The sequence below is a fragment of the Paenibacillus sp. 4624 genome, assembly GCF_050435065.1.
GTDB classification, from domain to species: domain Bacteria; phylum Bacillota; class Bacilli; order Paenibacillales; family Paenibacillaceae; genus Paenibacillus; species Paenibacillus amylolyticus_D.
Genome location: NZ_JBNDJR010000003.1, coordinates 172748 through 198443, shown reverse-complemented (window position 1 = coordinate 198443; position 25696 = coordinate 172748). Strand labels below are relative to the sequence as shown.

Annotated in this window: 24 protein-coding genes and 1 pseudogene; 3 read left to right on the top strand and 22 right to left on the bottom strand. The window is 44.2% G+C overall.

Features of this window, described 5'->3' with window-relative positions:
• Nucleotides 1-49 precede the first annotated feature (49 nt).
• The 4 genes from ABIE27_RS08630 to zwf all read right to left on the bottom strand — a co-directional run bounded on the left by ABIE27_RS08630 (nucleotide 50) and on the right by zwf (nucleotide 5153).
• Nucleotides 50-1153 carry a metallophosphoesterase gene (locus ABIE27_RS08630; RefSeq protein ID WP_123065803.1) on the bottom strand — a complete coding sequence of 368 codons (1104 nt, stop codon included), beginning with the start codon at nucleotides 1151-1153 and terminating at the stop codon, nucleotides 50-52.
• Nucleotides 1154-1432: 279 nt separating this feature from the next.
• A complete protein-coding gene (gene gndA / locus ABIE27_RS08625) occupies nucleotides 1433-2851 on the bottom strand; it encodes an NADP-dependent phosphogluconate dehydrogenase (protein WP_429350332.1) in 1419 nt (472 codons plus the stop codon).
• A 66-nt stretch (nucleotides 2852-2917) separates the two neighbouring features.
• Complete coding sequence (fsa, locus tag ABIE27_RS08620; protein ID WP_090916923.1) at nucleotides 2918-3583, bottom strand: fructose-6-phosphate aldolase; 666 nt, start codon at nucleotides 3581-3583, stop codon at nucleotides 2918-2920.
• Between the two features lie 46 nt (nucleotides 3584-3629).
• Entirely contained in the window at nucleotides 3630-5153 is a 1524-nt protein-coding gene (gene zwf, locus ABIE27_RS08615) for a glucose-6-phosphate dehydrogenase (RefSeq protein WP_429350331.1), read from the bottom strand.
• A gap of 112 nt (nucleotides 5154-5265) precedes the next feature.
• Here zwf and ABIE27_RS08610 point away from each other — a divergent pair, with 112 nt between their 5' ends.
• The gene (locus ABIE27_RS08610) at nucleotides 5266-6171 is read left to right on the top strand and encodes a LysR family transcriptional regulator (protein WP_123065806.1); all 906 of its coding nucleotides are present in this window, start codon (nucleotides 5266-5268) and stop codon (nucleotides 6169-6171) included.
• A gap of 117 nt (nucleotides 6172-6288) precedes the next feature.
• Here ABIE27_RS08610 and ABIE27_RS08605 read toward each other — a convergent pair whose 3' ends face one another.
• From ABIE27_RS08605 to ABIE27_RS08560, 10 genes are all read right to left on the bottom strand, one after another.
• A complete protein-coding gene (locus tag ABIE27_RS08605) occupies nucleotides 6289-8295 on the bottom strand; it encodes a chemotaxis protein CheA (RefSeq protein ID WP_123065807.1) in 2007 nt (668 codons plus the stop codon).
• Between the two features lie 13 nt (nucleotides 8296-8308).
• Nucleotides 8309-8734 carry a chemotaxis protein CheW gene (locus ABIE27_RS08600; RefSeq protein WP_123065808.1) on the bottom strand — a complete coding sequence of 142 codons (426 nt, stop codon included), beginning with the start codon at nucleotides 8732-8734 and terminating at the stop codon, nucleotides 8309-8311.
• A gap of 21 nt (nucleotides 8735-8755) precedes the next feature.
• The gene (locus ABIE27_RS08595) at nucleotides 8756-10348 is read right to left on the bottom strand and encodes a methyl-accepting chemotaxis protein (protein WP_123065809.1); all 1593 of its coding nucleotides are present in this window, start codon (nucleotides 10346-10348) and stop codon (nucleotides 8756-8758) included.
• 548 nt (nucleotides 10349-10896) lie between these two features.
• Nucleotides 10897-11580 carry a hypothetical protein gene (locus ABIE27_RS08590; RefSeq protein WP_429350330.1) on the bottom strand — a complete coding sequence of 228 codons (684 nt, stop codon included), beginning with the start codon at nucleotides 11578-11580 and terminating at the stop codon, nucleotides 10897-10899.
• A 165-nt stretch (nucleotides 11581-11745) separates the two neighbouring features.
• Nucleotides 11746-12330, bottom strand: coding sequence for a cupin domain-containing protein (locus ABIE27_RS08585; protein ID WP_123065810.1), 585 nt, complete (start codon nucleotides 12328-12330; stop codon nucleotides 11746-11748).
• Nucleotides 12331-12534: 204 nt separating this feature from the next.
• The gene (locus ABIE27_RS08580; RefSeq protein ID WP_429350329.1) at nucleotides 12535-13044 is read right to left on the bottom strand and encodes a hypothetical protein; all 510 of its coding nucleotides are present in this window, start codon (nucleotides 13042-13044) and stop codon (nucleotides 12535-12537) included.
• A gap of 85 nt (nucleotides 13045-13129) precedes the next feature.
• On the bottom strand, nucleotides 13130-13501 hold the full coding sequence (locus ABIE27_RS08575) for a hypothetical protein (protein ID WP_429350328.1): 372 nt from the start codon (nucleotides 13499-13501) through the stop codon (nucleotides 13130-13132).
• 23 nt (nucleotides 13502-13524) lie between these two features.
• Nucleotides 13525-14265 (bottom strand): hypothetical protein, encoded by a 741-nt coding sequence (locus tag ABIE27_RS08570; protein WP_123065813.1) that lies wholly within the window; start codon nucleotides 14263-14265, stop codon nucleotides 13525-13527.
• 2 nt (nucleotides 14266-14267) lie between these two features.
• Entirely contained in the window at nucleotides 14268-15575 is a 1308-nt protein-coding gene (locus tag ABIE27_RS08565; protein ID WP_123065814.1) for an SPFH domain-containing protein, read from the bottom strand.
• 274 nt (nucleotides 15576-15849) lie between these two features.
• Nucleotides 15850-16917, bottom strand: a complete 1068-nt coding sequence (locus ABIE27_RS08560) for an ankyrin repeat domain-containing protein (RefSeq protein ID WP_429350327.1) — start codon at nucleotides 16915-16917, stop codon at nucleotides 15850-15852.
• Between the two features lie 158 nt (nucleotides 16918-17075).
• On the opposite strand from ABIE27_RS08560, the gene ABIE27_RS08555 reads away from it, so the two are divergent.
• The gene (locus ABIE27_RS08555) at nucleotides 17076-18050 is read left to right on the top strand and encodes a serine hydrolase domain-containing protein (protein WP_429350326.1); all 975 of its coding nucleotides are present in this window, start codon (nucleotides 17076-17078) and stop codon (nucleotides 18048-18050) included.
• A gap of 179 nt (nucleotides 18051-18229) precedes the next feature.
• Here ABIE27_RS08555 and ABIE27_RS08550 read toward each other — a convergent pair whose 3' ends face one another.
• From ABIE27_RS08550 to ABIE27_RS08530, 5 genes and pseudogenes are all read right to left on the bottom strand, one after another.
• Complete coding sequence (locus tag ABIE27_RS08550; protein WP_429350325.1) at nucleotides 18230-19252, bottom strand: serine hydrolase domain-containing protein; 1023 nt, start codon at nucleotides 19250-19252, stop codon at nucleotides 18230-18232.
• A 10-nt stretch (nucleotides 19253-19262) separates the two neighbouring features.
• Nucleotides 19263-19979, bottom strand: coding sequence for a DUF1361 domain-containing protein (locus ABIE27_RS08545; RefSeq protein ID WP_429350324.1), 717 nt, complete (start codon nucleotides 19977-19979; stop codon nucleotides 19263-19265).
• 221 nt (nucleotides 19980-20200) lie between these two features.
• Nucleotides 20201-21151, bottom strand: a complete 951-nt coding sequence (locus tag ABIE27_RS08540) for a sigma-70 family RNA polymerase sigma factor (protein WP_429350323.1) — start codon at nucleotides 21149-21151, stop codon at nucleotides 20201-20203.
• 34 nt (nucleotides 21152-21185) lie between these two features.
• Nucleotides 21186-21653 (bottom strand): carboxymuconolactone decarboxylase family protein, encoded by a 468-nt coding sequence (locus ABIE27_RS08535; protein ID WP_429350322.1) that lies wholly within the window; start codon nucleotides 21651-21653, stop codon nucleotides 21186-21188.
• Between the two features lie 486 nt (nucleotides 21654-22139).
• A pseudogene (locus ABIE27_RS08530) lies at nucleotides 22140-22658 on the bottom strand (cupin domain-containing protein); the annotation flags it as partial.
• A 182-nt stretch (nucleotides 22659-22840) separates the two neighbouring features.
• Here ABIE27_RS08530 and ABIE27_RS08525 point away from each other — a divergent pair.
• Entirely contained in the window at nucleotides 22841-23155 is a 315-nt protein-coding gene (locus ABIE27_RS08525; RefSeq protein ID WP_429350321.1) for a hypothetical protein, read from the top strand.
• 112 nt (nucleotides 23156-23267) lie between these two features.
• Here the strand turns inward: ABIE27_RS08525 and ABIE27_RS08520 are convergent, their stop codons facing one another.
• Genes ABIE27_RS08520 through ABIE27_RS08510 form a run of 3 tightly spaced genes read right to left on the bottom strand, consistent with a single transcriptional unit; the run spans nucleotide 23268 to nucleotide 25677 of the window.
• Complete coding sequence (locus ABIE27_RS08520) at nucleotides 23268-23879, bottom strand: SMI1/KNR4 family protein (protein WP_429350320.1); 612 nt, start codon at nucleotides 23877-23879, stop codon at nucleotides 23268-23270.
• The gene (locus tag ABIE27_RS08515; protein WP_123066131.1) at nucleotides 23876-24322 is read right to left on the bottom strand and encodes a hypothetical protein; all 447 of its coding nucleotides are present in this window, start codon (nucleotides 24320-24322) and stop codon (nucleotides 23876-23878) included. Before ABIE27_RS08515 ends, ABIE27_RS08520 begins: the two co-directional genes overlap by 4 nt.
• Nucleotides 24323-24375: 53 nt before the next feature.
• Nucleotides 24376-25677 carry a hypothetical protein gene (locus ABIE27_RS08510; RefSeq protein ID WP_429350319.1) on the bottom strand — a complete coding sequence of 434 codons (1302 nt, stop codon included), beginning with the start codon at nucleotides 25675-25677 and terminating at the stop codon, nucleotides 24376-24378.
• Between the last annotated feature and the right edge of the window lie 19 nt (nucleotides 25678-25696).

The window sequence follows — 25696 nt, the reverse complement described above, 5'->3', positions numbered from 1 at the left end:
TTTGATGACAGAACAAAACAGCCCCTTCTATCGCGAAGGGGCTGTTCATTTATTGCCCAAAGGTTACGTTGATCTGCACAATCTCGGAACGGCTACTTGTCCGGATTGGCGGTCCCCAGAAACCATATCCTGAGGTGACAATCGAGTGCATGGAGCCCTTTTGCAGATAACCCCAATCATTCTCATAGATCGCTTGTGTTATGAATTGAGCCGGTGCAATCTGTCCCCGGTGTGTATGACCCGATACGACTAAATCAACGTTGTTCTTCTCGGCGATATCCAAATCGTACGGCTGATGATCCAGCATGATTACAGGCTGATTCAGATCTGTATTTTGCATAAGTGTTGCTACGTCTGCCCGATCTTCTTCCGTTCGGTCTTTCCGTCCAATCAATGTAATTTTGTTATCCAGTACGATTTTGTCATCATACAGCACCTGCATATTGCTTTTCTCCAATGCAGCGATGAGATCCTGGGTAGGTCCGTCAAATTTATCATGGTTCCCAAGTGAAGCATATACGCCATAAGGAGCCTTGATTCCACTAATAATATCGGCAATACCACTCTTCTCATACATCGCCAGATTGTCATCGATCAGGTCACCCGGATATAAAACGAGGTCTGGTTTGAGGGCATTAATCTCCTCTACCATCCGTTTCGCATGAGCAGGACCAGACAACAGTCCAAAATGCATATCCGCAGCCATGACAATATTCAACTTGTCTATGCCTTGCACCTTTTTATCAATCTGAATGTTATATTGTCTGACGACCGGGCTGTACGCGTTGAAAATTCCGTATCCCATTGTAGAGATCAGTAAAACCAGCGTAACTACACCCGCCCATTTGTGAGCGTGATGTCTAGGAATTCGCGTCAAGCGCAGAAGCCATAACGTCAGGTGTACAACAGGCAATATGAGCAATAATAGTGAGAAAACCGCCAGCCAATAGGAGCCGATGACACCGAGAAACGAAATGCTGCCAAATATGCGTGCCAAAATAAAGGAAGCGGCCAGAAAAACAAGTGCTGTGATATACAACCAGCGAAATCTGGCTGCCACCACGGGTTTCATCCAACTCCACCCGCTCCAGCCTATGTAGAAGACTAACAATCCATATACGAGCAAAAACAGGATACCTATGAGTACAAACATGCCTAGCCTGACCCCCACCTTCAAAAAGTTATGTACTGCAATTTTAACGGAAACAAATCCGTCTGAAATAGTATAACGTAAACAGAGGTGTCTCAGCATCTTTTACAGACTACAGATGGGTACATTTTATTACAATTTGATGATAATAAATTTTGAAGAGTTTTCCCTCTTTTTCACCAACCGTACATGCCGATGTTGTGCCAAAACAAAAAAACACCTCTGCAACTCTCCCCTGAGTAAACTCAAAAGGACTGTTGCAGAGGTGCTTATATTAAAAAATTACTCGTTAGTATCCATCCATTGGAAATGGAATGAACCTTCTTTGTCCACACGTTGGAATGTGTGTGCACCGAAGTAGTCACGTTGTGCTTGAAGCAAGTTTGCTGGCAAACGCTCTGTACGGTAGCTGTCGTAGTAGGACAACGCGCTGGAGAAGCCTGGTACTGGAATACCTTGTTTCACCGCAGCGGCCACCACTTCACGCCATGCATCCTGGTAGGATTCAACGATGTTTTGGAAGTATGGATCAAGGAGCAGGTTTTTCAGGGCTGCATCTTTGTCGTATGCTTCCTTAATGTTTTGCAGGAACTGTGAACGGATAATGCAACCGCCGCGGAAGATCATCGCGATGTTGCCGTATTTCAGATCCCAGCCATATTCGTCGGATGCGGCACGCATCTGTGCGAAACCTTGAGCGTAGGATACGATTTTACTTGCGAACAGCGCTTTGCGTACGTTCTCGATGAATGCTTTTTTGTCACCGGAGAACGCTTCTACCTTAGGTCCGTTCAGGATTTTGCTGGCAGCGATACGCTCGTCCTTCATCGCCGACAAGAAACGGGAGAATACGGATTCCGTAATCATGGACAATGGTACGCCGAGATCCAGCGCGCTTTGGCTTGTCCATTTGCCTGTTCCCTTTTGTCCAGCGGCATCCAGAATGACATCAACCATCGGTTTGCCTGTTTCCGGATCGTATTTGGAGAAGATGTCCGCTGTGATCTCGATCAGATAGCTGTCAAGTTCACCTTGGTTCCACTCGGAGAAGATTTCATGTAACTCTTCTACGGAAACGTTCAGTACGGATTTCAGCAAATGGTACGCTTCACCAATCAACTGCATGTCACCATACTCGATGCCGTTATGCACCATTTTAACGTAGTGTCCCGCACCGTCAGGTCCTATATACGTGCTGCACGCATCATCGCCAACTTTGGCAGAAATCGCCGTCAGGATTGGTTCTACAAGCTCATACGCACTTTCCTGACCACCTGGCATAATTGCAGGACCTTTCAGCGCGCCTTCTTCGCCACCGGATACACCTGCACCGATGAAGCGGAAACCTTTGGCTTCCAGCTCTTTGCTACGACGCTGTGTATCAGGGAAGTACGCATTACCACCATCGATAATGATATCTCCTTGATCCAGGTGAGGAAGCAATTGCTCAATAGTAGCATCCGTTGCTTTACCCGCTTGTACCATGATCAGAATTTTACGTGGTGATTCCAAAGAAGCTACGAACTCTTCAATGGAAAACGTTCCGATCAAGTTTTTACCTTCTGCTTCTTTCAGAAGATCATGCGTTTTCTCCGGTGAACGGTTAAATACCGATACCGAGAAACCTTTACTTTCAATATTAAAAGCCAGGTTTTTCCCCATTACCGCAAGTCCAATGACACCAATCTGTTGTTTACTCATTATGTCCTCCCGATACTCCATGATTTATATATATTTTCTGTTAAACCTTTTCCCCACGTACGGATATTATTGTACTGTTTTTTTCCAGTCTGCTGCAAATTTCTCCATCCCTTGATCTGTCAGCGGGTGTTTGGAAATTTGTTCAATGACTGCAAATGGAACTGTTGCAATATGTGCTCCAGCCATCGCTACGCGTGTAACGTGATCCGGATGTCTCACGGATGCAGCAATGATCTGTGCATCCAGATTATGTGTGCGGAACAGTTCAGCTACTTTGGCTACAAGTTGTACGCCGTCTTCGGAGATATCGTCCAGACGTCCCAAGAAAGGAGATACGTATGTTGCACCTGCGCGAGCTGCAAGCAACGCCTGATTCACGGTGAAGATCAAAGTCACGTTTGTTTTTACACCTTTTTTAGTCAAGTAACGGCAAGCTTCCAGACCTGCAAGCGTCATTGGCAATTTAATCGTGATGTTTTTGTCGTTGTTATTGATTTTGATCAATTCGTTCGCTTGGGCGATCATTTCTTCAGCAGTCAGCGCATCCGGCGTTACTTCAGCGGAAACAGACTCGACTTCAGGCACAAGCTTCAAAATTTCTTCGATGCGGTCTTCGAATTTCACGCCTTCTTTGGCTACCAAGGAAGGGTTAGTTGTTACACCAGACAATACACCGATTTTGTATGCTTTTTGAATGTCTTCTACGTTAGCTGTATCGATAAAAAATTTCATGATTAAAAACCTCCGATTAGTTTGATTTTTTAGTTTGTTTTGGGCATTAGATGTTTCCGTTAACTGCCATCGGTACATCGCTGTCTTGCTCAGAAATCAGTTCATTAGGTTCGTCAAACCACCAATGATGACCTTCCGCCTCAAGCATGGCATCCGACTCCGCTGGTCCATAACTTCCTGCCGGATATAAGTGGAGCGGAAGCAGATTTTCATTAAATGCATCCAGAATCGGTTGCACCCAAGCCCAGGATAACTCAACTTCATCCCAATGTGCAAAGAAGGTTGGATCGCCATGCAACGCATCGCGAATCAAGTTCTCATAAGCTTCTGCCAGATCTCCCTGATTAGGAGCAAGGTCAATATGAACGGGCTTGAATTCCCCTTTATTTTCAGGATCACTTGCGTTCAGTTGCAGTGTCATGCTTTGATCCGGGCTCATTTCGATCACAAGCAGGTTCGGTTTCGAACCGTTGTTCTTGATCAGGTGACCTTGGCCTGAAGGTTCTTTGAACTCAATCACGATCCGTGTTGATTTCTCCTTCATTCTTTTACCCGTACGGATGTAAAACGGAACACCTCTCCAGAAGAAATCATCAATTTGCAGCTTCGCGGCAATAAATGTGTCATTCATTGTGTTCTCTGCAACACCTGGTTCATCTGTGTAGGCATGTACCGGTTTTCCTTGAATGCTACCTGCAGCGTACTGTCCACGAATGATGCTTGCACCGACCGTTTGCTTCTGCAGTGGCTGAATGGACTCCATGATGTGTTTTTTCTTCTGGCCCACATTTTCGGAAGTGCTGTTATATGGAAGCTGAATAGCCATCATCATAAGCAATTGCAGCATATGATTTTGGAACATGTCACGCACAGCACCTACATGATCATAATAGGATGCGCGTTCTTCAACACCTACAGTCTCATTTGCCGTAATTTGTACGTTAGAGATGTAACGGTTGTTCCAGAGAGCCTTCATAATCGGATTGCTTTGATGAAGTGTCTCCAGCTTCTGAACCATCGGTTTTCCCAGGTAGTGGTCAATCCGATAAATCTCTTCCTCTGTGAAGGATTCACTCAGCTTGCGGTTAAGGTCGCGTGCCGACTGTAAATCATGACCAAATGGCTTCTCAATGACGAGACGTTTCCATCCTTGTGTTGAACCAAGCCCACTTGCCTGAATATTTTCAGCGATCGGCTCGAAGAATTCCGGACCAACCGAGAGATAAAACAAGCGATTGGATGGAATACCAAGTTCAGCCTCTCTTTGCTCAACCAATTGAAGCAACTTTATATAATCTTCCTTATGCGTGATATTCAATACACTGTAGCGAAAAGCTTTTACAAATGATTTTACTGATTCATGATCTCCTTGACGTCTAGAGAACTCATGCAAAGATTTTTCCACTTGAGCTTGGAAAAATTCATCCGACCATTCCCTGCGGCCCATGCCGATCAGGGAGAAGGTTTCAGGAAGCTTTTTCTCAAGGTACAGATTATATAGGGCAGGATATATTTTTCTTTTGGCTAAATCTCCAGTAGCACCAAATAAAACAATTGTTGTTGGTTCCATCTTACCGTGCTCCTTCCAAGTAACTCTGGTTTCTTTGTTGTAGTTACACTATAATACGTTTTATAGCCATACAAGTAATTAATATATTTCACAGGAGCTATAGACGATATCTATGACAACAAATTACGAATTATATAAAGTCTTTTACTGGGCTGCCAAAACGGGCAGTCTGACCCAAGCCGCCAAAGCCCTTTACATCACACAACCTAGCGTCAGTCACGCGATCAAACAGTTGGAAGACAGCTTCGGACTTACCCTGTTCTATCGAAACTCTAAAGGCGTTGCATTAACTCAAGAGGGTGCGAGCCTTTACTCCTATATCGAACAATCCCAGATTCTAATCTCACTTGCAGAAGAAAAAATGGCCGCGCTAAAAAATCTGGATAACGGGGAACTTCGGATTGGAGGCAGCGACTCCCTCTTCAAACATTACATGTTATCGTATCTGGAGGAGTTTCATATTCAGTACCCTAACATCAAGCTGCATCTAAGCCATGGAACGACACCGGAAGTCATTACGTTTCTAAAAGAAGGCAAAATCGATCTTGGGGTTGTCCGTATGCCCATCGTTGACCCACAGCTGGAAGTGCGGGAGAGCATCCAACTAAAGGATTGTTTTGTTGCTGGTGAACGATATGCCCAGTTGAAGGGAAAAGTACTGACCCTCGAACAATTGCTTGAACATGAGCTTATCCTGTTTTCTCGTAACAGTCGGGTTCGGATGGCAATCACAGAACTCTTCAATCATTATAACTACACGTTAAAACCAGAGATCGAGGTCGGCAGTGTTGACCTTCTGATTGAATTTGCTCGCCGCGGCTTGGGGATCTCCTATGTCACACGAGAATTTATCTCCAAAGAGCTGGAAGAAGGCTCTCTCTTCGAGATTCAGCTTGACGTTCCTCTCCCTCCTTCTCATGTTGGGATCATGACAAAACGGAACATGCCGATCTCCTCGGCTGCGAATCACTTTATGGACTTAATTTTCAAAGGACAGGCGGACAGCCCGAGAACATGATCTGAGCAGAACATGATAAAGAGCCTCAAGGCCCTGCATGCAGGATCTTGAGGCTCTTTATCTTTTTTATTTTTAAATAAATTAAAGTGATTACTGGACGCAGTTAGCATTAGTCTTTTAATGGCTGACTAGATAAGTAGCGTCCAGAATCAGAGCCACTTTTCCGTTCCCCAAAATGGTTGCACCAGAGAGGTGATTCATTGCTCCGAGGTACGTTCCAAGCGACTTAATGACCACTTCCTGATTTCCGATGATCTCATCCACGGCATACGCTGAAATTTTATCAACGGAGCGCACAATAACGAGCGGAATCGTCTTCGACTTACGATCTTTACGCGGGTATTGCAGCTTATCACACAGCCGGTAAAAAGGCACAATGCGCCCATGGTTCAAAATGGATTGCTGTCCCTGAATCATCTGAATCTCTTCCGGTTTAATACGTACGATCTCCGCTACGTTATACATCGGCAGAACCAGTACCCGGCCTGACACATTTACTAACAGACCCTTGATAATGGCCAGAGTAAGCGGTAAACGAATCGTGAACGTCGTGCCTACACCGACCACTGTGTCAATATCGATGATACCATTCAGCCTTCCAATCTGGCTTCGTACAATATCCATGCCAACACCTCGGCCAGATACGTCACTAACGGTTGAAGCCGTGGAGAACCCTGGTTCAAAGATCAGATGGACAGCTTCCTGTGCATTCAAACGAGCCGCTTGCTCTTCAGTTATAATGCCTTTTTTCAGCGCGGAAGCTTTAATCTTCTCCCCATCAATACCCTTACCATCATCCGAAAAACGGATTACCACATGATTTTCTTCATGATAAGAAGTCAGTTTAATTCGACCTTTAGCAGGTTTGTTCTGTTTGGCTCGGACCTCGGCACTCTCAACGCCATGATCGGCACTGTTTCGAATCAGATGGATCAGCGGGTCGCTGAGTTCCTCAATAATCATGCGATCCAGTTCAGTCTCTCCGCCTTTAATAACCAGTTCAATATCTTTGCCAAGCTTCTGAGACAAGTCCCTAACCAGTCTCGGGAATCTGTTCAACAATTGCTCGATAGGCAGCATTCTCGTTTTCATTACGCCATCTTGAAGTTCCTTGATGACTCTGCCCATATGGTCGGATACCCCGCCAATGCTTTGAAGTACTGGGGAAGACTCCTTCCGTGCACCCGAACTACTCAAGTCTGCAAGAGAGGTCTGGTCAATAAGCAGTTCACCGACGAGATTCATCAAATGATCCAGACGCTCCACGCTCACGCGAACAGTAGGCTGGGTGGACTTCATTTTATCTTCTTGAAGGGGAACCGAGGTGTCGGATTTTTCTATTCCAACTGTCATTTCATTCTCTATGAATTCAGTTGTTACAGCTGCCTCTTCTGTCGCCAAAATATATGGGCCTACATCAATGCTCTGAATATCGGAGTCCCCGGATAACGCGCTCTCAATTTGTGCTTGATCCAACTTAGAAGCGATAATGATGACAAACTGATTATACTGCGCCTCTTCCCCTTGCTCTTCCTGCCCCTTCTCCTGGATGGAAGTTGCTAGTACACTACCGCACACATCTTCCACTCGTTTGCACAAGATATGATATCTGGCTGCTTTCATTAAACAATCTGTGCTTAAAACGATACGGATAGAAAAAATCTGTTCCCCTGATCCAAGCCCTTCTGTGACTAGGTTAAATTCTCCAGGTAACATCAGAGATTGCCCCTCTTGTACAACCGAAGATGGATGATGAATCATGTCATGTATCTCTTTTACCACCGCACGGAAATCAGAGTAAGCTGCCCCTCGCACATACTGATCTCTAAGCACTCTCATCGCATCCAATGAACGGAAAAGCGTATCAATCAGTTGTGCAGTAATGTCCGGTTTTTTCGAACGCACCCATTCCAAGGCATACTCCACTTCATGTGTCAGATCACTTAGTTCACGAAAATCCATAGTCGAAGCCGAGCCCTTGATCGTATGAGCTGCTCGAAATAAGGTTTGCACAAGTTCCACTGAAGGTGAAAGCTCAAGTGCAAGCAAGGACTGATCCATCCGTTCCAATTGATCATTCAATTCTTCGATAAATATGTCGCGATAGGCGGACAAATCCATCATTGGTGCATTCCCCCTAACCGCCCAATATTTCATCCAGCTTCAAAATACCTACCAGATTCTCTCCCTGTTGCCCAACGCCCTGAAAAAATGTTTCGAGATGACGTCCGTGACCGCCAGAAGGCGGGTGTATTTCCGAATAAGTTGTGACTTTGCTGACTCGATCTACAATCAAACCGATATATTCATCCTGATAACGCACTACAATAATTCGGGTCGCCCGAGTATCCGCTTCATCTGCCATGCCGAGCAAGTTGCGAAGGCTCATAACGCAGACGACTTTACCACGCAGGTTCATAACCCCTTTAATTTCGGTGCGACTAAACGGAATATCTGTAATGCTTTGCATTTTTATAATTTCATGAATTTCTTCGATTCGAATAGCACAGGTTTCTGCGCCGACAGATAATTCGATATATTGTTCTTTCTGAAGTGAAGACATCGTTTCACCCTCAATTCGTTATTATGACTGTGTTTTGAAAGCCGCCGCAGAATTTGCCAACTCTTCAGCAAGGTGTGCGAGCGATTGACAGGTTGCTGCCGTCTCTTCGGATGCTGCCGCAGATTCCTCACTGGATGCGGAAATCGACTCTACCGAGCTCATTACCTCAGCAGCTTGTGCCGCCTCTTCCTCACAAGCAGCCGCAATTTCATTGACTTTCTGAGAAGAATTGTTGACCATCTCAATGATCTGATCAAAGGCTTGTCCTGTTTTGGATGATTGCTCCACACTATCCGAAACGGCTTGCACACTTTGTCTCGTATTCTCCTGCATCACTTTGATGATCGTTGTGATTTCTTTGGTCGCTTCACCACTACGTTCGGCAAGCTTACGAACTTCATCAGCTACAACAGCAAATCCTCTTCCTTGTTCTCCTGCACGAGCTGCTTCAATCGCTGCATTTAACGCAAGCAGGTTCGTCTGTTCAGCGATGTCGTCAATGACTTCGATAATGTCGCCAATTTTGCGTGAATCTTCTTCGAGCTTCGCCATTTTCATATTCACAGCTTGCATACCTTCCAGTGAAGTTTGTACAACATGGCCACCTGCACGTGCTGTTTTCACCGTATCATTGGACAATTCGGCAGCTTCTTCAGCACTTGCAGCTACAGAGTTGATCGCGAGAGACAACTCCTTAAACAATTCGGAGATGTTCGCTGCTTCACCGGACTGACTTGTGCTCGTACTTGCGATTTCCTGTGTACTTGCCGAGATTTGCTCAGACGATGCCGCAACGCTCTGTGAATTCATGACAATGTTATTGATTAATTCTCTAAGATTATCCACCATGCGGTTAAGTGCAGAAGCAAGTTGACCAACCTCATCTTTTGAGGAGATATCAGACTTGAGGGTCAAGTTTCCGTTAGAAACTTCTGTAGCCAACCCAAGCATAGCCATAAGAGGTCTGGAGATGGAGCGAGAGATCACAAATCCAATGATAATGCTAAAAATAATAGAGCCAATGACCAAAACAACGGTAACTGTGAATGCACTTGTGTAAGCTGCCTCAGACTTCATATTGTTCTCTCCCGCCAGTTTCACGTTCAGATCCACCAGACCACCCATCGTAGCGAGGGCTTCATCACCAGGCGGTTTGAGTGTATCTTTCAAGAAAACGATAAATCCTTGATCATCATCGCTTTTTGCCAGTTCTATACCTTGCTCAAAGATCCGCATGTAATTGGAGTACTGTGTATCGAATTTGCTAAGGAGCTCGCTTTCTTCGGGGGTAGTTGCCAGAGGACGGTATCCATCAATTTGATTCTGAATGCTTGCTTTAATGTTATTAATATTATCGACGATACGATTTTGCTCTGCGGCACTCTTTTCAAAGTTAAGATCACGAATGTTAACCCGCATTCTCTGGTAATTCATTTGGGCACCGCTCAAGTCTTTTACCGACATCAGATTGTTGTTGTACATTTCTTTCATGTGTTCATTCGTGCTTCTTAGTGTAGCAATTGAGTACACTCCAAGGATCGCAAGAATCAGAGATACAACCAAAAATGCTGAGATAATCTTTGTTGCTGTTTTCAAGTTGCCGAACCACTTCATTTGATCTCCCCCTAAGTTTCTTCGTGTCCAGTTATGTAAATTAAGTTTGCTAATCCATTCTATGGATCACTCTCTAGACAACATACGATGTATTTCGACAGAAATATTAGAAAACTGAATAGATAAATTTCTTTTTTGTAAAATTTCGTTTCTATGTAAAATTTTTATGATTAATAAAGCACTTGTTTTTATTTAAATAAATACTAACAATCTAAAATTAATTAAAAAATTTTTCATATTAACGAAATTTATATCTATGTTTTTATACATATCTCTTTTCATAGGAAAGTAATACCAATGTTTATTTTTTTACTTGGACCTATATGTTAGTTCATAGTCCTTTCGACCAATTCATATGAATAATCAACAGAGATAGTCGGAATCACCTGCTCAAAATTTCTAATAATACGACTTAAGACTAATAATAAAATCAATAATATGATTCAATTGAACTATAAAAAAACAATCAAATTCACTATACATGAGTTTGATTGTTTTCTAGATTCATATGCAGTTTTCAGCTGTCTCAGAATCAATCGAACTTATATTTATGCATATTCTTCCATCTGGTCCAGCTCTGTCAGACGGTCCTTGATTCGCTGTGGAATAAGTTCAAACAACTCGTTCCATGTCATAAACACCTCCGGTTTCAACAGATACTCTTCAAACTGCATGGAGGGGACAAATGCTTTGGTTTGCAGATGTTTTTTAACACGCGCATCGATTTGTTCATTGGTTTGAAAAAACGGTTCAAACATCTCATTTACAAGCAAGCCATCACATCCCGCCTCAACGCCTGCTGCACTATACAGATTGGGTAACAATTCAAATACAACCGGTAATGGTGAAAAGGCGTGTTTCCCCGGCTGGGAGTACAGGCACACATGATGACCAACCAGATTAACTCTATCTTTTAACAGCCCTCTTAATACTCTCCCATGAAAGCTTGCTTCACAGTCTACCACTTCTCCATTATGTCCCACATACACCCATACATGCTCCATCTCATAGAGATGTCCGATCTCATAATCCCACCATATCGCATATTCGATAACATACTTTACTGCTTCAGAAGGAAACTGTAACTCTCTACGAAATGATGGAGACGGCCCAGAATGCTCAAGCACGGACACGCCAACGAAATCCGGATAAAAAGGTTCATTCTGATCAAACATGATTACTGGTGCATAACTTAATGCTATTTCCAGCCACTCATTTTTAGCAATAGTCATAGAAGAATCCTCCATTTTCATTGGTGTTACTCCTATAGTAACAGAGAGAGGGTGAATGGCGTCAACTTACGCAAAAGTAAAACCTGCAACCGAATATACGCAGTTGCAGGTCGGGAATGATATTCCGTTCATTCAGGCTAAAATCCTTGATTATTTCGGTTACCATTATTCCCTTGGCGCCTTGGAAGCTTTGGAAGCTTGAATGGAGGTATCCGAAACGTCTGTTCCACAACCAATATTAGGGCCAAGAATGGCATCATTCTGGATGGATGCAACCGCTTTGGCATAAGCTTCTTCATCCAGACAATATGCGCGGTGAGCAACCTCCGGCGGTGTAGCCGCAAGAAAATCTGCCCCAAATACAATATCCGGTGTCGGTTGATCAAATATGGTCAGCACATATACGCCATCGGTCTCCGCAACAAACCAATGAAACCAGCCTTTTGGAAAAACAACCACTTGCCCCGGCTTCAAACGATACGTTATCCGTTCACGTGTGAACGGATTAAACACGGATGCTGTAATCTCACCGCTGATTACGACGACCATCTCGGTTACATTGGGGTGCCAGTGGGGCTGCACAATAATCCCTTTACTCAGATAGACATTAAAAAAACCATTTTCAATCGTTGGCAACTGCTCTCCAAATAACTGAGTGACGTAGTTGTTTGGATCTCTCTGGTAATTTACCACAGCATTGGAATCCGCGGCCAGCGGAACATTGGGGGATTTCAAGATCGGATTGATCATCAGTAATATTCTCCTCCTTGGGCAAACATCTCGTTGTTGTACTGTATGCTGGGAAATCATGAGATAATACTGCAATCAAGCTATGGCATTGAATTGAGAAAAATTATCCCTTATAGCCTTTATTTTTGTACAAAAAGAAGACCACAGCCTATCCCCTATTCAAAGGGAAGAAGCTGTGGTTTTCCTTAAATTTATTCTACTGATTTATGAAGCCTCAACCGTTGTTCCACAATACTCACAATCCGTGAACTGTTTCCGATAAACCTTTACCTTAGCCCCACACCCCGAGCATGTCACTGAAACTTGTCTTGGTGCTTCTTCAACCTTTTCCTCCAGCTTTTCTCCATCTTCTTTATCATACTTGTCACTGTTTATATTTATCTCTGTGTAGCTAAATGATTGGTTATTTGTATGAATCACCGTATTACTATTGTAACTTGAGTAACCATTCCCAATTTCTTGGGGTCGACAAGCATTTTCTGTTGCAGGGTCTGAATCACTCTCATAATCCCCGCCATAAAATTGTTTTTGAGGAACCTTTTTTCTTTGGAGTAATTTAATCGCTGAAAATATAAAAATAAATTCAAATACGGAGAGCTCAATGAAGATAAAAGGTTCACTTATAATTTGTTTGTGATAACCTGCATTAAAAAAGCCAAAGGGTATACCAATTGCACCGATCAAAAAAAACAATCCAAAAAACGCTCTGATCATGATAATTCCTCCAAAGAACACGTTATACACACTCAATTAATCTATCACAAGTCCTCACTCATAAGCTTCTAGCAAGTCAGTGAAACTACGAAATTCTCACCGTTGTCCCACAATACTCACAATTTGCCGACAGATTTGGATAAACCTCCACTTTGGCCCCACATCCTGAGCAATGAACGGATACCGGTTTATTCGATTCGCTGTAGTTACCTTTAGGGTGCATATCCTTAATTTGTTCTTGCTCATTTGCTGCATATGGATCATTACGAGCCGATTTAGAACGAGATTTAGGTCGACCGCACATTTTTATTCCCGTAACCAATACAATAACACCAGGAGTAAAAAGTACTATTAAACTAAAAACGGCTAGACCCGCTTCATCCGCCATCATCATTAATGAGAATAGAATGGTTATAAACGAGATGATGATTAAAATAATTCCAAAAAACCTCTTCACTTGCTTCCCCCCCTAAAACATGGTTAAGATTTGAGCGAAAGAATCTGCTGATTTCTTTCTTTTAGACGAGACATCAATCGCGATAATTGCATAGCCACACGTTCACTATTTCCTACTTCTCCTGCCTCATACTGAGTAGACAGTTCTTCTTTCAACAATTCAATATCTATAAGAATCTGACGATCATTATACTGCACGCCAGCTGGTGCGATTGGATCGCTATATTTAACCAGCTCAATGATGGCTTCTACTGACTTCCTGTCCTTTTCCACATTCAACAATGGATACTTATCCATCATATTAAGCAACTGATACATGGCGTTCTCAATCGATTTCCAGTCAGCAATATTCAATTGTTGGTTGGCTTCATGCTCACTTCCTGATCGAATATAGATCATTAAAATAGCGCACAAAATGAAAGTAAGAGCCGCAGTGATTACATGTAGCAAAACAAACCAGCGCAGTGCATGATCTGCGAAACCTACGAATAACGCATAAAAAATGACACACCCCAGATAAATGCTTAATACAATGCCTATAGCCGTGTAACCTGGGACAAAACGTTTAAAGCGATCCATATTTTGCATCACATGACGCACATAAAACCACAAAGTCGTCATCGCAACATACGATGCGGCAAGATTGATCCAGAAGGGGAATGATAGAATATCGTTGCTAAACATCGTAAATGAGATGACCGAACTTAAAATTAAACAGACGAGATAGATTACATCTAGAATAAAAACGTTGCTCCGTTTCGCCATCACTAAGCCTGCCCCCCTTCTTGCAGATTATTTCCGCAATCGAGACAGAATTTCTGACCAGGTTGTACTTCATGTTGACATTGACTACACTTCAACGTTAAACCTGTACCACAGTTTCCACAAAATTTGGTGTGCGGCCCATTCATATGATTGCAATTTGGACATGGCCTTGGCATCGGTTCGTGACACTTCACGCATTCAGACGCATTCTCCGCATTATCAGCCCCACATGAAGGACAAGCATAATATTTGTCACCGCAGTTCGGACAAAATTTGGTGCCTTTCTCCATCGTGTGACCACAATGATTACAGTCCGTCGTTGCGGATTTTTCAGCTAATGATTTGCCGCATTTACTGCAAAAAGAGCTGTGTTCCTGATTCGGATGTTGACAATGCCCGCACAAGCGTACGGCAGACGTTTCTGTTGATGTAGACATCACTTTGGACATTTGAGACATTCCGCTACTAAACGAACCTCCCAAACCAACGCCCATACCCATGCCAAGACCTGCGCCCATAATATCAGACTGCATACTTCCTTCATTCTTGGCTGCACCTTCAAGCGTGTCGAATGAACGTTCCTGCTGATAGGTGTATCCAATGATATCCATTTCCGCCTTGCGAGCGAGCGCTTCCCGTAATCGAATGACCGATGGGTCTTCTTCGGGCAAATTGACATTATGAATGTATAGATTGATAAGTTCGATTCCAAACTCGTCAAATGTAGAAGCTACGTTGTCTGCAAAGTGTCGTGATATTTCAGCGATATAAGCATTGATTTCTAACACACTTACTTTTCTATGTATTAAATAGGAAGATAGCATCGAATTGATATTCATCGTAATTAATCCACGGAAGTAATTCACCATATTGAGCTGATTAAACTCTGGCAGTGTTCCTACAAGTTTGACTAAAAATTTTCGTGAATCTGAAATTTTCATGCCCATTTGTCCAAAAGCTCTAACAGGCACAATTATATTATACTTAGGATCCTGAACCTGAATCGGATTGGCAGTTCCCCACTTGACGTCCATAGCACTTACTTGATTCACATACCAGACTTCTGCCGCAAAAGGAGACTTTCCTCCGAATGGAAGGTTAATAAGTCGGTTTAGTATCGGGATATTCGCTGTACTTAACGTATGCCTGCCTGGCCCGAACAGATCAAGGGCCCTTCCATCCTTAAAGAGTATAGCCTGTTGAGATTGATTTACAATTAACTGAGTCCAAGTTCCCAATTCAGTCTCCGGATGTTTCCAGGCAAATACGTCAGGTGAACCGTCATACTTGATTACATCAATAATAGCCATATTCTATTCCTCACTTTAGATTAAAATACTAGATTCGAACAACTATGATTCCACTAACACGAATCATAAGATATACTAATATTCGTCAATTATCGCGTTTTTTCATGTTTAGGCATTGCTATTTTACCATTTCTAACCTGCTTACGCACTAGTATAGTTCATATTTCATGAGATATTTTTCCTATTTAGGCATCTGTGGGAGGAAAAATCAAAAACCTCTTGCAAGCGCAGCCGCGTTATGCAAAAGGTTAAATAAATGAACTCACCACTCTATCTAATTCAAAAGACGTTCGATGTAAACCTCAGGCTCGTCCAGGAATTGTTCGAATGTGCATAGTGTGCCCTGTTCCTGATGTTCGATATCGGCATATCCTATCATCTTTTTGCTTGGATTCCAGACGATGAGCATATGAGAGTACTGATCCAGATCAGAGGATAAACGAAGCAGCTTCTGCCTGCCCATCTTCATCTCCACCGTATCTGTCAACGAAAAGAATTCAATATAACCAACGCCAGCGGGACAGCTCGGCAGGTCCATTCGGCGTGAACCTTCGGTCATAAAACGGATTAACGTTTCGGGAAGCTTGTATGATTTTAGTGCATGCAGTTTATTGCTCAGATTATGGAACTCCTCAGGCTCGTGTGATTTCAAGTATTCAGCCATTTCATTATTTTTCTGACTGACCGCAATCGTGTAGGCCCGCTCCCCATCCTTCTCCTGCAAGGTCACATCCGCACCTTGTTCCACCAAAAATTTGACCATTCGCATACTGTTCTGGCGTGTAGCTACGGTAAGCGGTGTCGCCTTATACGGATAGACCATATCCGGCTCATTGTAGTTGATGTCCACACCCTCATTCAGCAGGTATTGAACCGTTTTCATATCATGATCCGATACCGCTTTCCGTAACGTTTTGCCGCCATATTTTCGAAGGTCCAGCCCAAGCTCGTTCAGCACCGAAATATTCTTTTTGTTCCCGTAATATGCCTCGTCGTATGCACTCGATTTTAACCGGCTTACTCCGTTCAATTTTGCTCCTTGCTCAACTAAATAACGAATCACATCTGCTCCACAGTAGCGCGCAGCATATAAAATGGCTGGATGGTCTTTGGCATTGATCTCGGCTCCTCGCTCCACAAGAAGTCTGACAACCTTAGACTGATTGCAGATCAATGCCAGGTCAAGCGGACGAAGCGTAATGTTTGAGCTTAATGCTATTTTTTCTTCCAAGTCCATGCCTTGCTCTAAATAGGTTTCAACGCGGGTAACATCCCCTTGATAGATTGCGAGGGCTGGATCAGGCAACGTTTTGAACGTGCCTTGATTACCGATTTTGTACATAAGGTTGGCCTCCTCTGCAATGATAATATTGAAATTCATGTTTGTTGAGCTACACAAATGAATATGCTAACATAGTGGGCAACCCTTTGGAATCTACATACTAAATACACAACGAGCACAGAAAGGACACTATGAATTCCTCAAACCTTCATCATACATTGCAACATATCATTCCACCGCTGGATCTTAGAAGCTGTCTGGTCAGTGTACGCGGGGAGATCGTTTACAAGCACTACCGGAATGTACAGGCTGAGACACATATCGCTAAAATTAATTCATGTACCAAGAGCATCATCTCTGCGCTCATCTGTATCGCCATGGATCAAGGGCTACTGCCCGAGGCAGGCACGCCATTATCTACCTTTTTCCCGGAACTCGTTTCTGATCCTGACCCACGTAAACCAGCGATTACCTTGGAGCAGCTGCTTACGATGACTGCCGGATTTAACTGGGACGAGTTTGGCGGACAAAATTCGTTTCCACGGATGACACGGACGGATCATTGGGTCAACTTCGCTTTAGAACAGCGTTTGCGACATGAACCTGGCACACATATGGAATACAATTCGGGAGTTTCCCAGATTCTATCTTCAATATTAATGCAACATGTAGGCATGAGTGTGGCAGCGTATGCTGAGAGTTATTTATTTGGCCCACTGGGCATTCGAGATTATGAATGGGAGCAAGATCCCCAAGGTGTACACACAGGTGGTTTTGGCCTGAGGCTGCTGCCATCCGACCTGCTCAAATTCGGGCAACTCTACCTTCAGGAAGGGAAATGGGAAGGAAAACAGCTTATTTCCAACCAACTTGTCAAACGTTCAACGCAGCCCTTCATCACAGTTTCTCCGCAAAACCATGGCAGCTACGGTTGGCACTGGTGGGTGGACCAATATGCAGGTCAACATCTTGACGATAACTCGCCATCCCAGCCTGCTGAACAAATGAATCACGAACCACTGAGCTATTACTATGCGAGAGGATTCGGTGGCCAGTATGTATATATTGTTCCCGAGTTGGAACTTGTGACCGTGTTAACCAATGACAAACGCAAGAAGGAAAAGCCGCCCATCGACGTATTCCCCAGATTCATTCTGCCTGAATTGTGGAAGCTAGCTCACTTGTCCAGTTGAATTTACAATAATTCCAAGAGAAATATTGCAAACCTAAGCCCTTGCCTGGATGGTGTGATCGTTAAGCGGACAGGCAAGGGTAACTCAATCTTGAGAATTAGCCCGCTACGGCGTTTTCCCTTCTGTCCGTTTCTAGGTAATTGTCTACGATCCCAAATTATTCTGCCTCACCACTCCTTTTACACCATTGCTTCCTCTACAGCCAACGTTATAGGATAAGGCCCTGACTCCTGATTCGATACAACCACAAGTTGAACCCCCTGCTTCGGATATACGCCAGACATAAACGAAACACCTGGGTCAAAACCCATGACATGCGTTTTAAATATCTCTTTTTCACGTAACTCCAGCCATATCCCCAAACCATAAAATTCCTCGTGCTCATCGTGTGCGTAAGGTGTCAAGAGATGCCGTGTCATCTCCTCACCTAACAACTTGTGTCCCAGCAGAGCATCCCAGAAACGGATCATATCTGGTGCTGTCACATAGGCTCCACCATCTGCTCCACCTTGAACGGGGATCGAAAAAATATTACTAGTCCATGTCCCGTCATCAGCATCGATATATCCAATAGCTGTGTTACGCGGAAGCTGATCGGTCAGGAAATAACCTGAATCTTGCATGCCGGCTCGTTTAAAAATATGTTCCTCCACGTATGTGGTAAACGCCATGCCAGTGTATTGCTCCACAATGAGTCCGAGCACAATAAATGCCGCATTGTTATAATGAAACTTCTCACCAGGAGCAGACTTCATTGGCAAGTGCTGAAACATAGGCAAAAAATCACGGAGCTGTCGCATCGCGTACACGGGTCTGTCTTTCCACAACGCTGAAAAATCATTCATCACTTCCTCATCAAAATAATCCGGCACGCCAGAAGTATGGGTCAGCAATTGGTGCACTGTGATCTCTGAATTCCACGCGGGAAACGGAAGGTTTAGGACATCCTTTAATTTGGAGTCTAACGTAAAATGTCCTTGCTCAATCAACTGACCTATACTTACAGCTGTGAAAACCTTACAGCCCGAAGCAATACCAAAACGTGTATTCATATCATTCAGAAGCTCATCACTGCGGTTCGCGTACCCTCGAACGATCTGAAAAAGGGTCTTACCCTTCTGTTTGCACAGCACAACACCCGAAAAACCCTTTTGTTCCATAACCTCTCTGACTTTTTCCGTGATCTTTACTGCATCCAGCATATCGAAGCACCTACCCTTTCTTATCAATGGTTTGTAAACTTCGTTGATCTGTTCCAGACCCTTTCGCATTCAGCAAATAATATAACGTGAGATAGATGGTAAGAAGAAACGTTCCAAAGAACATACAAAATGCCAAGGAGGACCGGCTAACACTTTCGTGCATCAGTCTGATTAACAACTCGCGACTGGTCAATGCATCCCAGCTGTTCAACCTGTAAACCCGTCCTAATAAAACACCATAACTTCCAAGAGCGGTTCCACCCAGTACAAATATCCATGATGCCGCACGTCCCAACCGATCATAGACGATTTCCTGAATCTGATACATTGATAGGAAGCCGATCAGCAACCCTGCCCACACAAACATCAGCACAACCATCAGATCATACCAGTAGTGGAATGCCGCGCCGTTTCCCGAGAAATACCTTGAGCTCCTTGACGTCAAATGCAATAAATCCGTCACGATATAAGAAGAGTTGGGAAAAAACAACAGCCACATCATCGCACTTGGTACGGCAATCCATGCGGCTCCTTTCCACTTCAGACGTCCCAAACCATAGGTTAGGGATGAGAATACAAATGGAATCCAGCCCAAGAACAAATTCCAGATCAGGAAACGGAAATACCGCTGATCCAGCCAATCGGCCGCAATGTAATACAACCCCAGCGTGATAACCGTAACTGCACTAAGAAAAACAAACATGTGTACATAATTGAGTTTTCTCAAAACATATAACCTCACTTGTGTCGAATTCAATAAACGCTTCAGTTATGGTATATATTTACTAGTTTTCAAATCTATTAGATCATACCATGTACAACACGAGAATGAAATTTATGATAGATAAACTAAATCAAACAGTAATATAAAAACAAAAAAACGACAGTCCGTTGTATAGGCTCCTGTCGCTTATTGAAGAGGTCACAGTAAACATTTCTTTACTATAATCAGTTCAATGATTGAACGCTTTCCAGCTTATGTGGATTGACCATAAGATACACGCCATGGATTCGCTTTCCTGAAGGATCCATTTCCAAACATAGTACTTCTGAAATTTGCCCATCTTTCATCAGAGCGAGTTGAGGCTCTCCGTTAATGAATGCAGGCTTCCACTCTCTTTCTCTCAAGGGCCGAAGCACCCTAGGAGAGGTAAGGATGGCGAGCACCCCCTTGTGTACATGCATTGTTCGCATAATCGTGCGTACTACACCGCCGCCATCCGCTGTGAATACAGGCTGATCTGTAAGCAGCTCCAGCATAGCTGAAACGTCATGTTGTAGAAATGCCGTCGTGAAACGACGAAGCACGTCTTCTTTGGTTGTCCAATCAATGTGGTCGTGCTCTATCGCTGGAAGTTTTTCGGGTAGGTTTCGTCTGGCACGACTGTAAATCTGTCGACAGTTGCTCTCCGTTTTTCCCAACCAACCGGCAATCTCCGAATAGTCATGCTCAAAGGCTTCGCGTAACACAAAAACAGCCCTTTCGAGTGGAGATAGACGTTCCAACATGACCAGATAGGCATACGAGATCATTTCTTTTTGCTGTACTGTATCTTCTGGCACGTTTACCCAATCATTAACACCCATCGGCTCAGGAAGCCATTCCCCGACATAATGTTCCCTCTGGTTACGAGCAGAATTTAACAGATTCAAACAGCGGTTCACAATGATTTTCCCGATGTAAGACTTCGGTTGATGGATATGCTCATTCGTCATCATCTGAAGTCCTGCAAAGCAGTCCTGAACGATATCTTCCGCCTCCGTCACACTGCCGAGCATACGATAGGCGATGGAGAAAGCATAATTTTTATACTGTATATATAACGCACCAACATCCAGAGAAGACGGTTCCGGTATATTTTTTTGTTGATTAAAATCAGAATTAAGATTCGACTGCATAGGATCGCCTCCTCTGGCTTGGTTTGTTTAGCATTTATTTTTCTCGTTTATCGTTTAAGTTAAAACAACCCGGGTACATGCCTGTCGTAATGGCTATGCGGTTCCAACTATTAATCAAGTTGATTGCCATAATCAGGTTAACGATTTCAGTTTCGCTGTAGTGTTCACGAACTTTATTATATAGCTCAAGCGGAACCCCATGCTCCGAAATTCGCGTCACAACCTCGGCCATCTCAAGCATAACACGTTGTTTTTCCGTAAATATAGGCACTTCACGCCACACACTTAACAAAAGAATATGCTCTCCATAATTGCCAAGCTTCATCAAGTCTTTAGCATGCATGTCCATACAAAAGGCACAGCCATTGATCTGAGACACACGGATTTTCAACAACTCATATAACACCTTATCCTCAAATTGCCCGGATACATGTTGCTCCATCGCCATCATAGCTTTGAAAGCACCAGGGTTTGCCGCTCTGTAGTTCATACGTAAATTCATATTCATTCTCCTCCATCTTCTGATCTCATTTGGTCTACATACTGAAGACAAATAACGCATGAAGTTTGTGACATCTCGTGAGGGAAAATGATAAAAAACAAAAAAGGCGCTCGGAGTTGAACGCCCTTAACCAGGAATACATAGGGGAGTCTTATTCAATTTAATTTACACCTGATCATCCGAGTTTAATTGTACCGGGAGTTCGCTATAGTATGGGCAACCTGGTTCGTGGATAATACGTGGATCTACCCAAGTACCCCAATGTGGAAGACGATTTACAAATGGAGGCATATCAGGTTGGATATTCGGTTGCATGTTGGCTTGTATATTAGGCTGTAAGTTCGGTTGCATATTCGGTTGAGCACTAGGTTCGATCTTTGGTTCAATATTCGTCTTGATGCTAGGTGGGATATTAACTGGTTGGATGTTTGGTTGGATGTTTGGTCCTACATTAGGCATATGGTTGGATGTCGGAGCAACCTGCGTTTTACAATCTTTTGGCGGGCCGATAATCACCGTTTTCTGAATTGGAGCCAAGGCTTCCTGTACTTTGTGTACATCCAGACAATAGGTGTGAGCCAGCACATTCGCAGGCGTCAGCCGCAAAATATCAGAGCCGAAGATCGCTTCAGGCACAGGTGCATCAAAGATCGCGAGCAGATGTGTGTGATCTGCCGTTGCCACTTCATAGTGCCACCATCCTTGCGGTACATTAGCGGTTTGCCCTGGTGTAATCGGGAAATGAAGCAGTTCATTCGTGAACGGGTTAATAAGGGAAACAACAGCCGCACCGCTGATGCAATAAACCAGCTCAGTTGCGTTTTGATGAATGTGAGGTTCAACGACATTGCCTGCACTTAGAAAAATATCCAATAAAGAGGTGTTGCCCAACGTGTTGAGCTGTTTTACCGAAAGTGCATTGATGTAATTGTGCTCATCTTTCTTGAATAGCGGATTTTTGCTCAGATCATACGTAAACTGTGTAGTCGGTAAAGTGAAATCCATGTACGAGGTTGCCAAAATAAAACGCCTGCCCTTCTCTCTCGGTTTAGGTTAGACCCTATACCTCAGCGTATGCCCAGCGCCTAGATCGGTGAGCCCATTTCGACTGGGCTAAGTCGCTGTGTCAGCGAGCGACGAATCTGCATAGGCTGATATCATCAATCCATACATTGGAGGCTTGTGATATGTCATATGTTCCAGGTTCCACATCAACCCAGCAACCTGTAGGCTATCCTTATCCTTATTATCCGCCACCTCCCCCACCACCACCTTACCCTTATCCGTACCCCTATCCTTATCCACCCGTGGTTCCTTTTCCTTTTCCCATAGGGGGGCTTGGACCATGGTGGCACGGCGGTTATCCAGGACATTATCCGGGATATCCGGGAGGCCCGCACGGCGGCGGTCCAGGGGGGCACGGGGGCCACGGCGGACCGGGCGGACCCGGTGGGCCTGGAGGTCCCGGCGGATTTCATGGTCACCGTTTTTTCCAGTGGTAGAACTTGAAGGATTTACGTTTTAGCCAAAAGGCAGGAACTGCTTCAACAGCTCCTGCCTTTGGCTATTTCAACTTTTTATATCCATCGTGGTTTACAACGAATATTTAGGGCCCTAGTATTCAATCTCATCCATTAGATTCAAATTGCGGTTAGACATCCGGAGAAGCTCCGTAAACGATGATGTAACGTAATAAACAAAGTCTGGATCATGCACATACATAATAATCTGTCCATATGTCCCTGCCTCTGCTGGATCAAAATCAAGCAGCAAGTAGAGCGAACCTCCAGCCATTGTGGCAAAAGGAATCCATGATTTGTGGAACAAATACGGTTTGATCTCAGGATCTAATTGTCTAATTTCTTCTTCCCCGTAATGCTCCTCCAGCTTCTCATCCACATCACAGAAATATTGTTTGGTCTCCACAATCTCATCTAGCGACATCAGATAGAACGGATTACATGAGCCTTGCTCCATATCCCCCGGGTACAACATATGCAGACCATAACCACTGCCATCCGTATGGCGATAGAAAGCACGGAAATCAACGGGCAGGCGAACCCCATACTTTTTCTCGAACTGATCCAGTTCAGCCTCGGATGCCCCTGCTAATTGAAGATATGTGTCATAGAGCGACCGAATCTCTTCATCTTGTATTTTCAGGTCTAACAGATGGTTCAATTCTATCCGTAGATCATTGATAACAGTATCCACTCCAGACTTCATATCCCGTCACCTTCACCTTTCTCCGCACTTCGGTCCAACACATATTGTTCATATCCCCAGAACGCCTCTTGTTCATCGCCGCCTTCAATCAGGATCATGACTGCATACGAGAACAGATTAAGCCATTCTTCCATCACTGCAACCTGCTCATCTGAGATGAGATGATTACTGCGAAGCATGCCTTCGGGTTCAATCGCCCAAGCCCTCGCCAGATGAGTAATGCTCCATAGGCAAGCGATCACTTCCCGATCCAATGCAGCATTCGAAAGATCTGGAGCGAGCGTGCGTAATATGCGCATTAATTCATGGAAGTTCTCTTCAATCAATTGACCGCGAAACGGACGTAAGCTTCCAAGAAAGCCATGTTCCATTTTCGGATGATTCACATCATCGTGAGCAAAGGCGTGATATTTTAACAATACTATAGCCTCTTGACGTTCCATCTCATCATCCTTTAGCAAAATCAGTATCATTCATTCAAGCTTGCCAGCCTATGCTACCAGCGAAGCGGTTCCTGTTCACGCCATAATACGTAACGCTCCCGTTCACGCAGAGTACCTGTTCCAATTCCGTATTCGTCCATCCGTTCCGAATTCAGATCAAGGATGTGCAGCATACCGCCATATGTTCCAACAGCAAGCTGAGACTGCTCAGGTGACACCATCAGGGAATAGATCGTTGAGCCCACAAAATGACGCCACAGCTCTTGTCCTTCGCGGTTGATGCAATACAAATAACCGTATGCATCACCAATCACCATACCTGCCTCAATCTCAATCATGGCATACACACGTGCATTCTCGTCCATGATAGGCCACTCTTCATCCTGTTTACGATCAGTAATGTTGTCTAGTGGAACTTGAATCGTTACTCCGTTGTAGAAGTGACAAGCATTAAACCAAACAACTTGATTGTCCTGGCTGAATGCCGCACAATGCGGATAACTGGACTCCGGCTGTACCTCATACGTCTTGTTGTTTTCCCGATCCAGAACCGTATGGCTGCTCATCTGGCTTCCCCAGGCAATCCAGCGCTCATCAGAAGATACCGCGGCATGTCCCATAGACAGCTGGGTGTCTTCATATTCGTACTCCTGAATCTCCGCCACATCGGGATGAAGAATGATCACCTGTTCCTGCTCTACAAGATAGATGCCGTACCTGGATTGAAGCAGCAGCGCCTGCCCTTGATCCATGGGGAGCAGCTTTTCGATCGTGTTCTCGGGATGTATAGTATCTGCCAGGGATTCAATTTCAGGCAATTGAGCTTTGATCCGATCCCTGATCTTGTCCCAAGAGTAGAATGCCACTTGCTCACCTTCCAGCTTGCGACCCGGCTCACGGATGACGTGAACACCTTCATGATTCGCCAGAGCTACGTAAGCGCCGCCTTCTGAACATCCTGCAAACGTGTAATCCGGACTACACCACCATCCCTGCTGATCCATCGTGTATACCCGCCCGTTATTCGACAATACTCCTGTATTACAGAGCATCGTATCCTCATTCAAATAACCTACAACTTGAACGGCCTGCATAGAGTCCTGAAAATGATTGCTCAGCGGCCATGTTGCCGCAGGTAATTCTTCTCGAAGCCGCCCAAGCTCACCCTTGAGATTAGCCTGTTTCACCATTTTCATCACTTTGGAGCTGAGCGAATGACGGGAATCATCTGCCAGTTCAGATTCATCCGGATGCTCTCCCTGAAGCATTTTATGTACAAATGCATTAACATCGCTGGCATACCGCTTGCCTTCCTTACGCCACTGTTCCGCTATTTCTGTATCCAGCCAATCCATAAAATCACCTCGCCCTCTG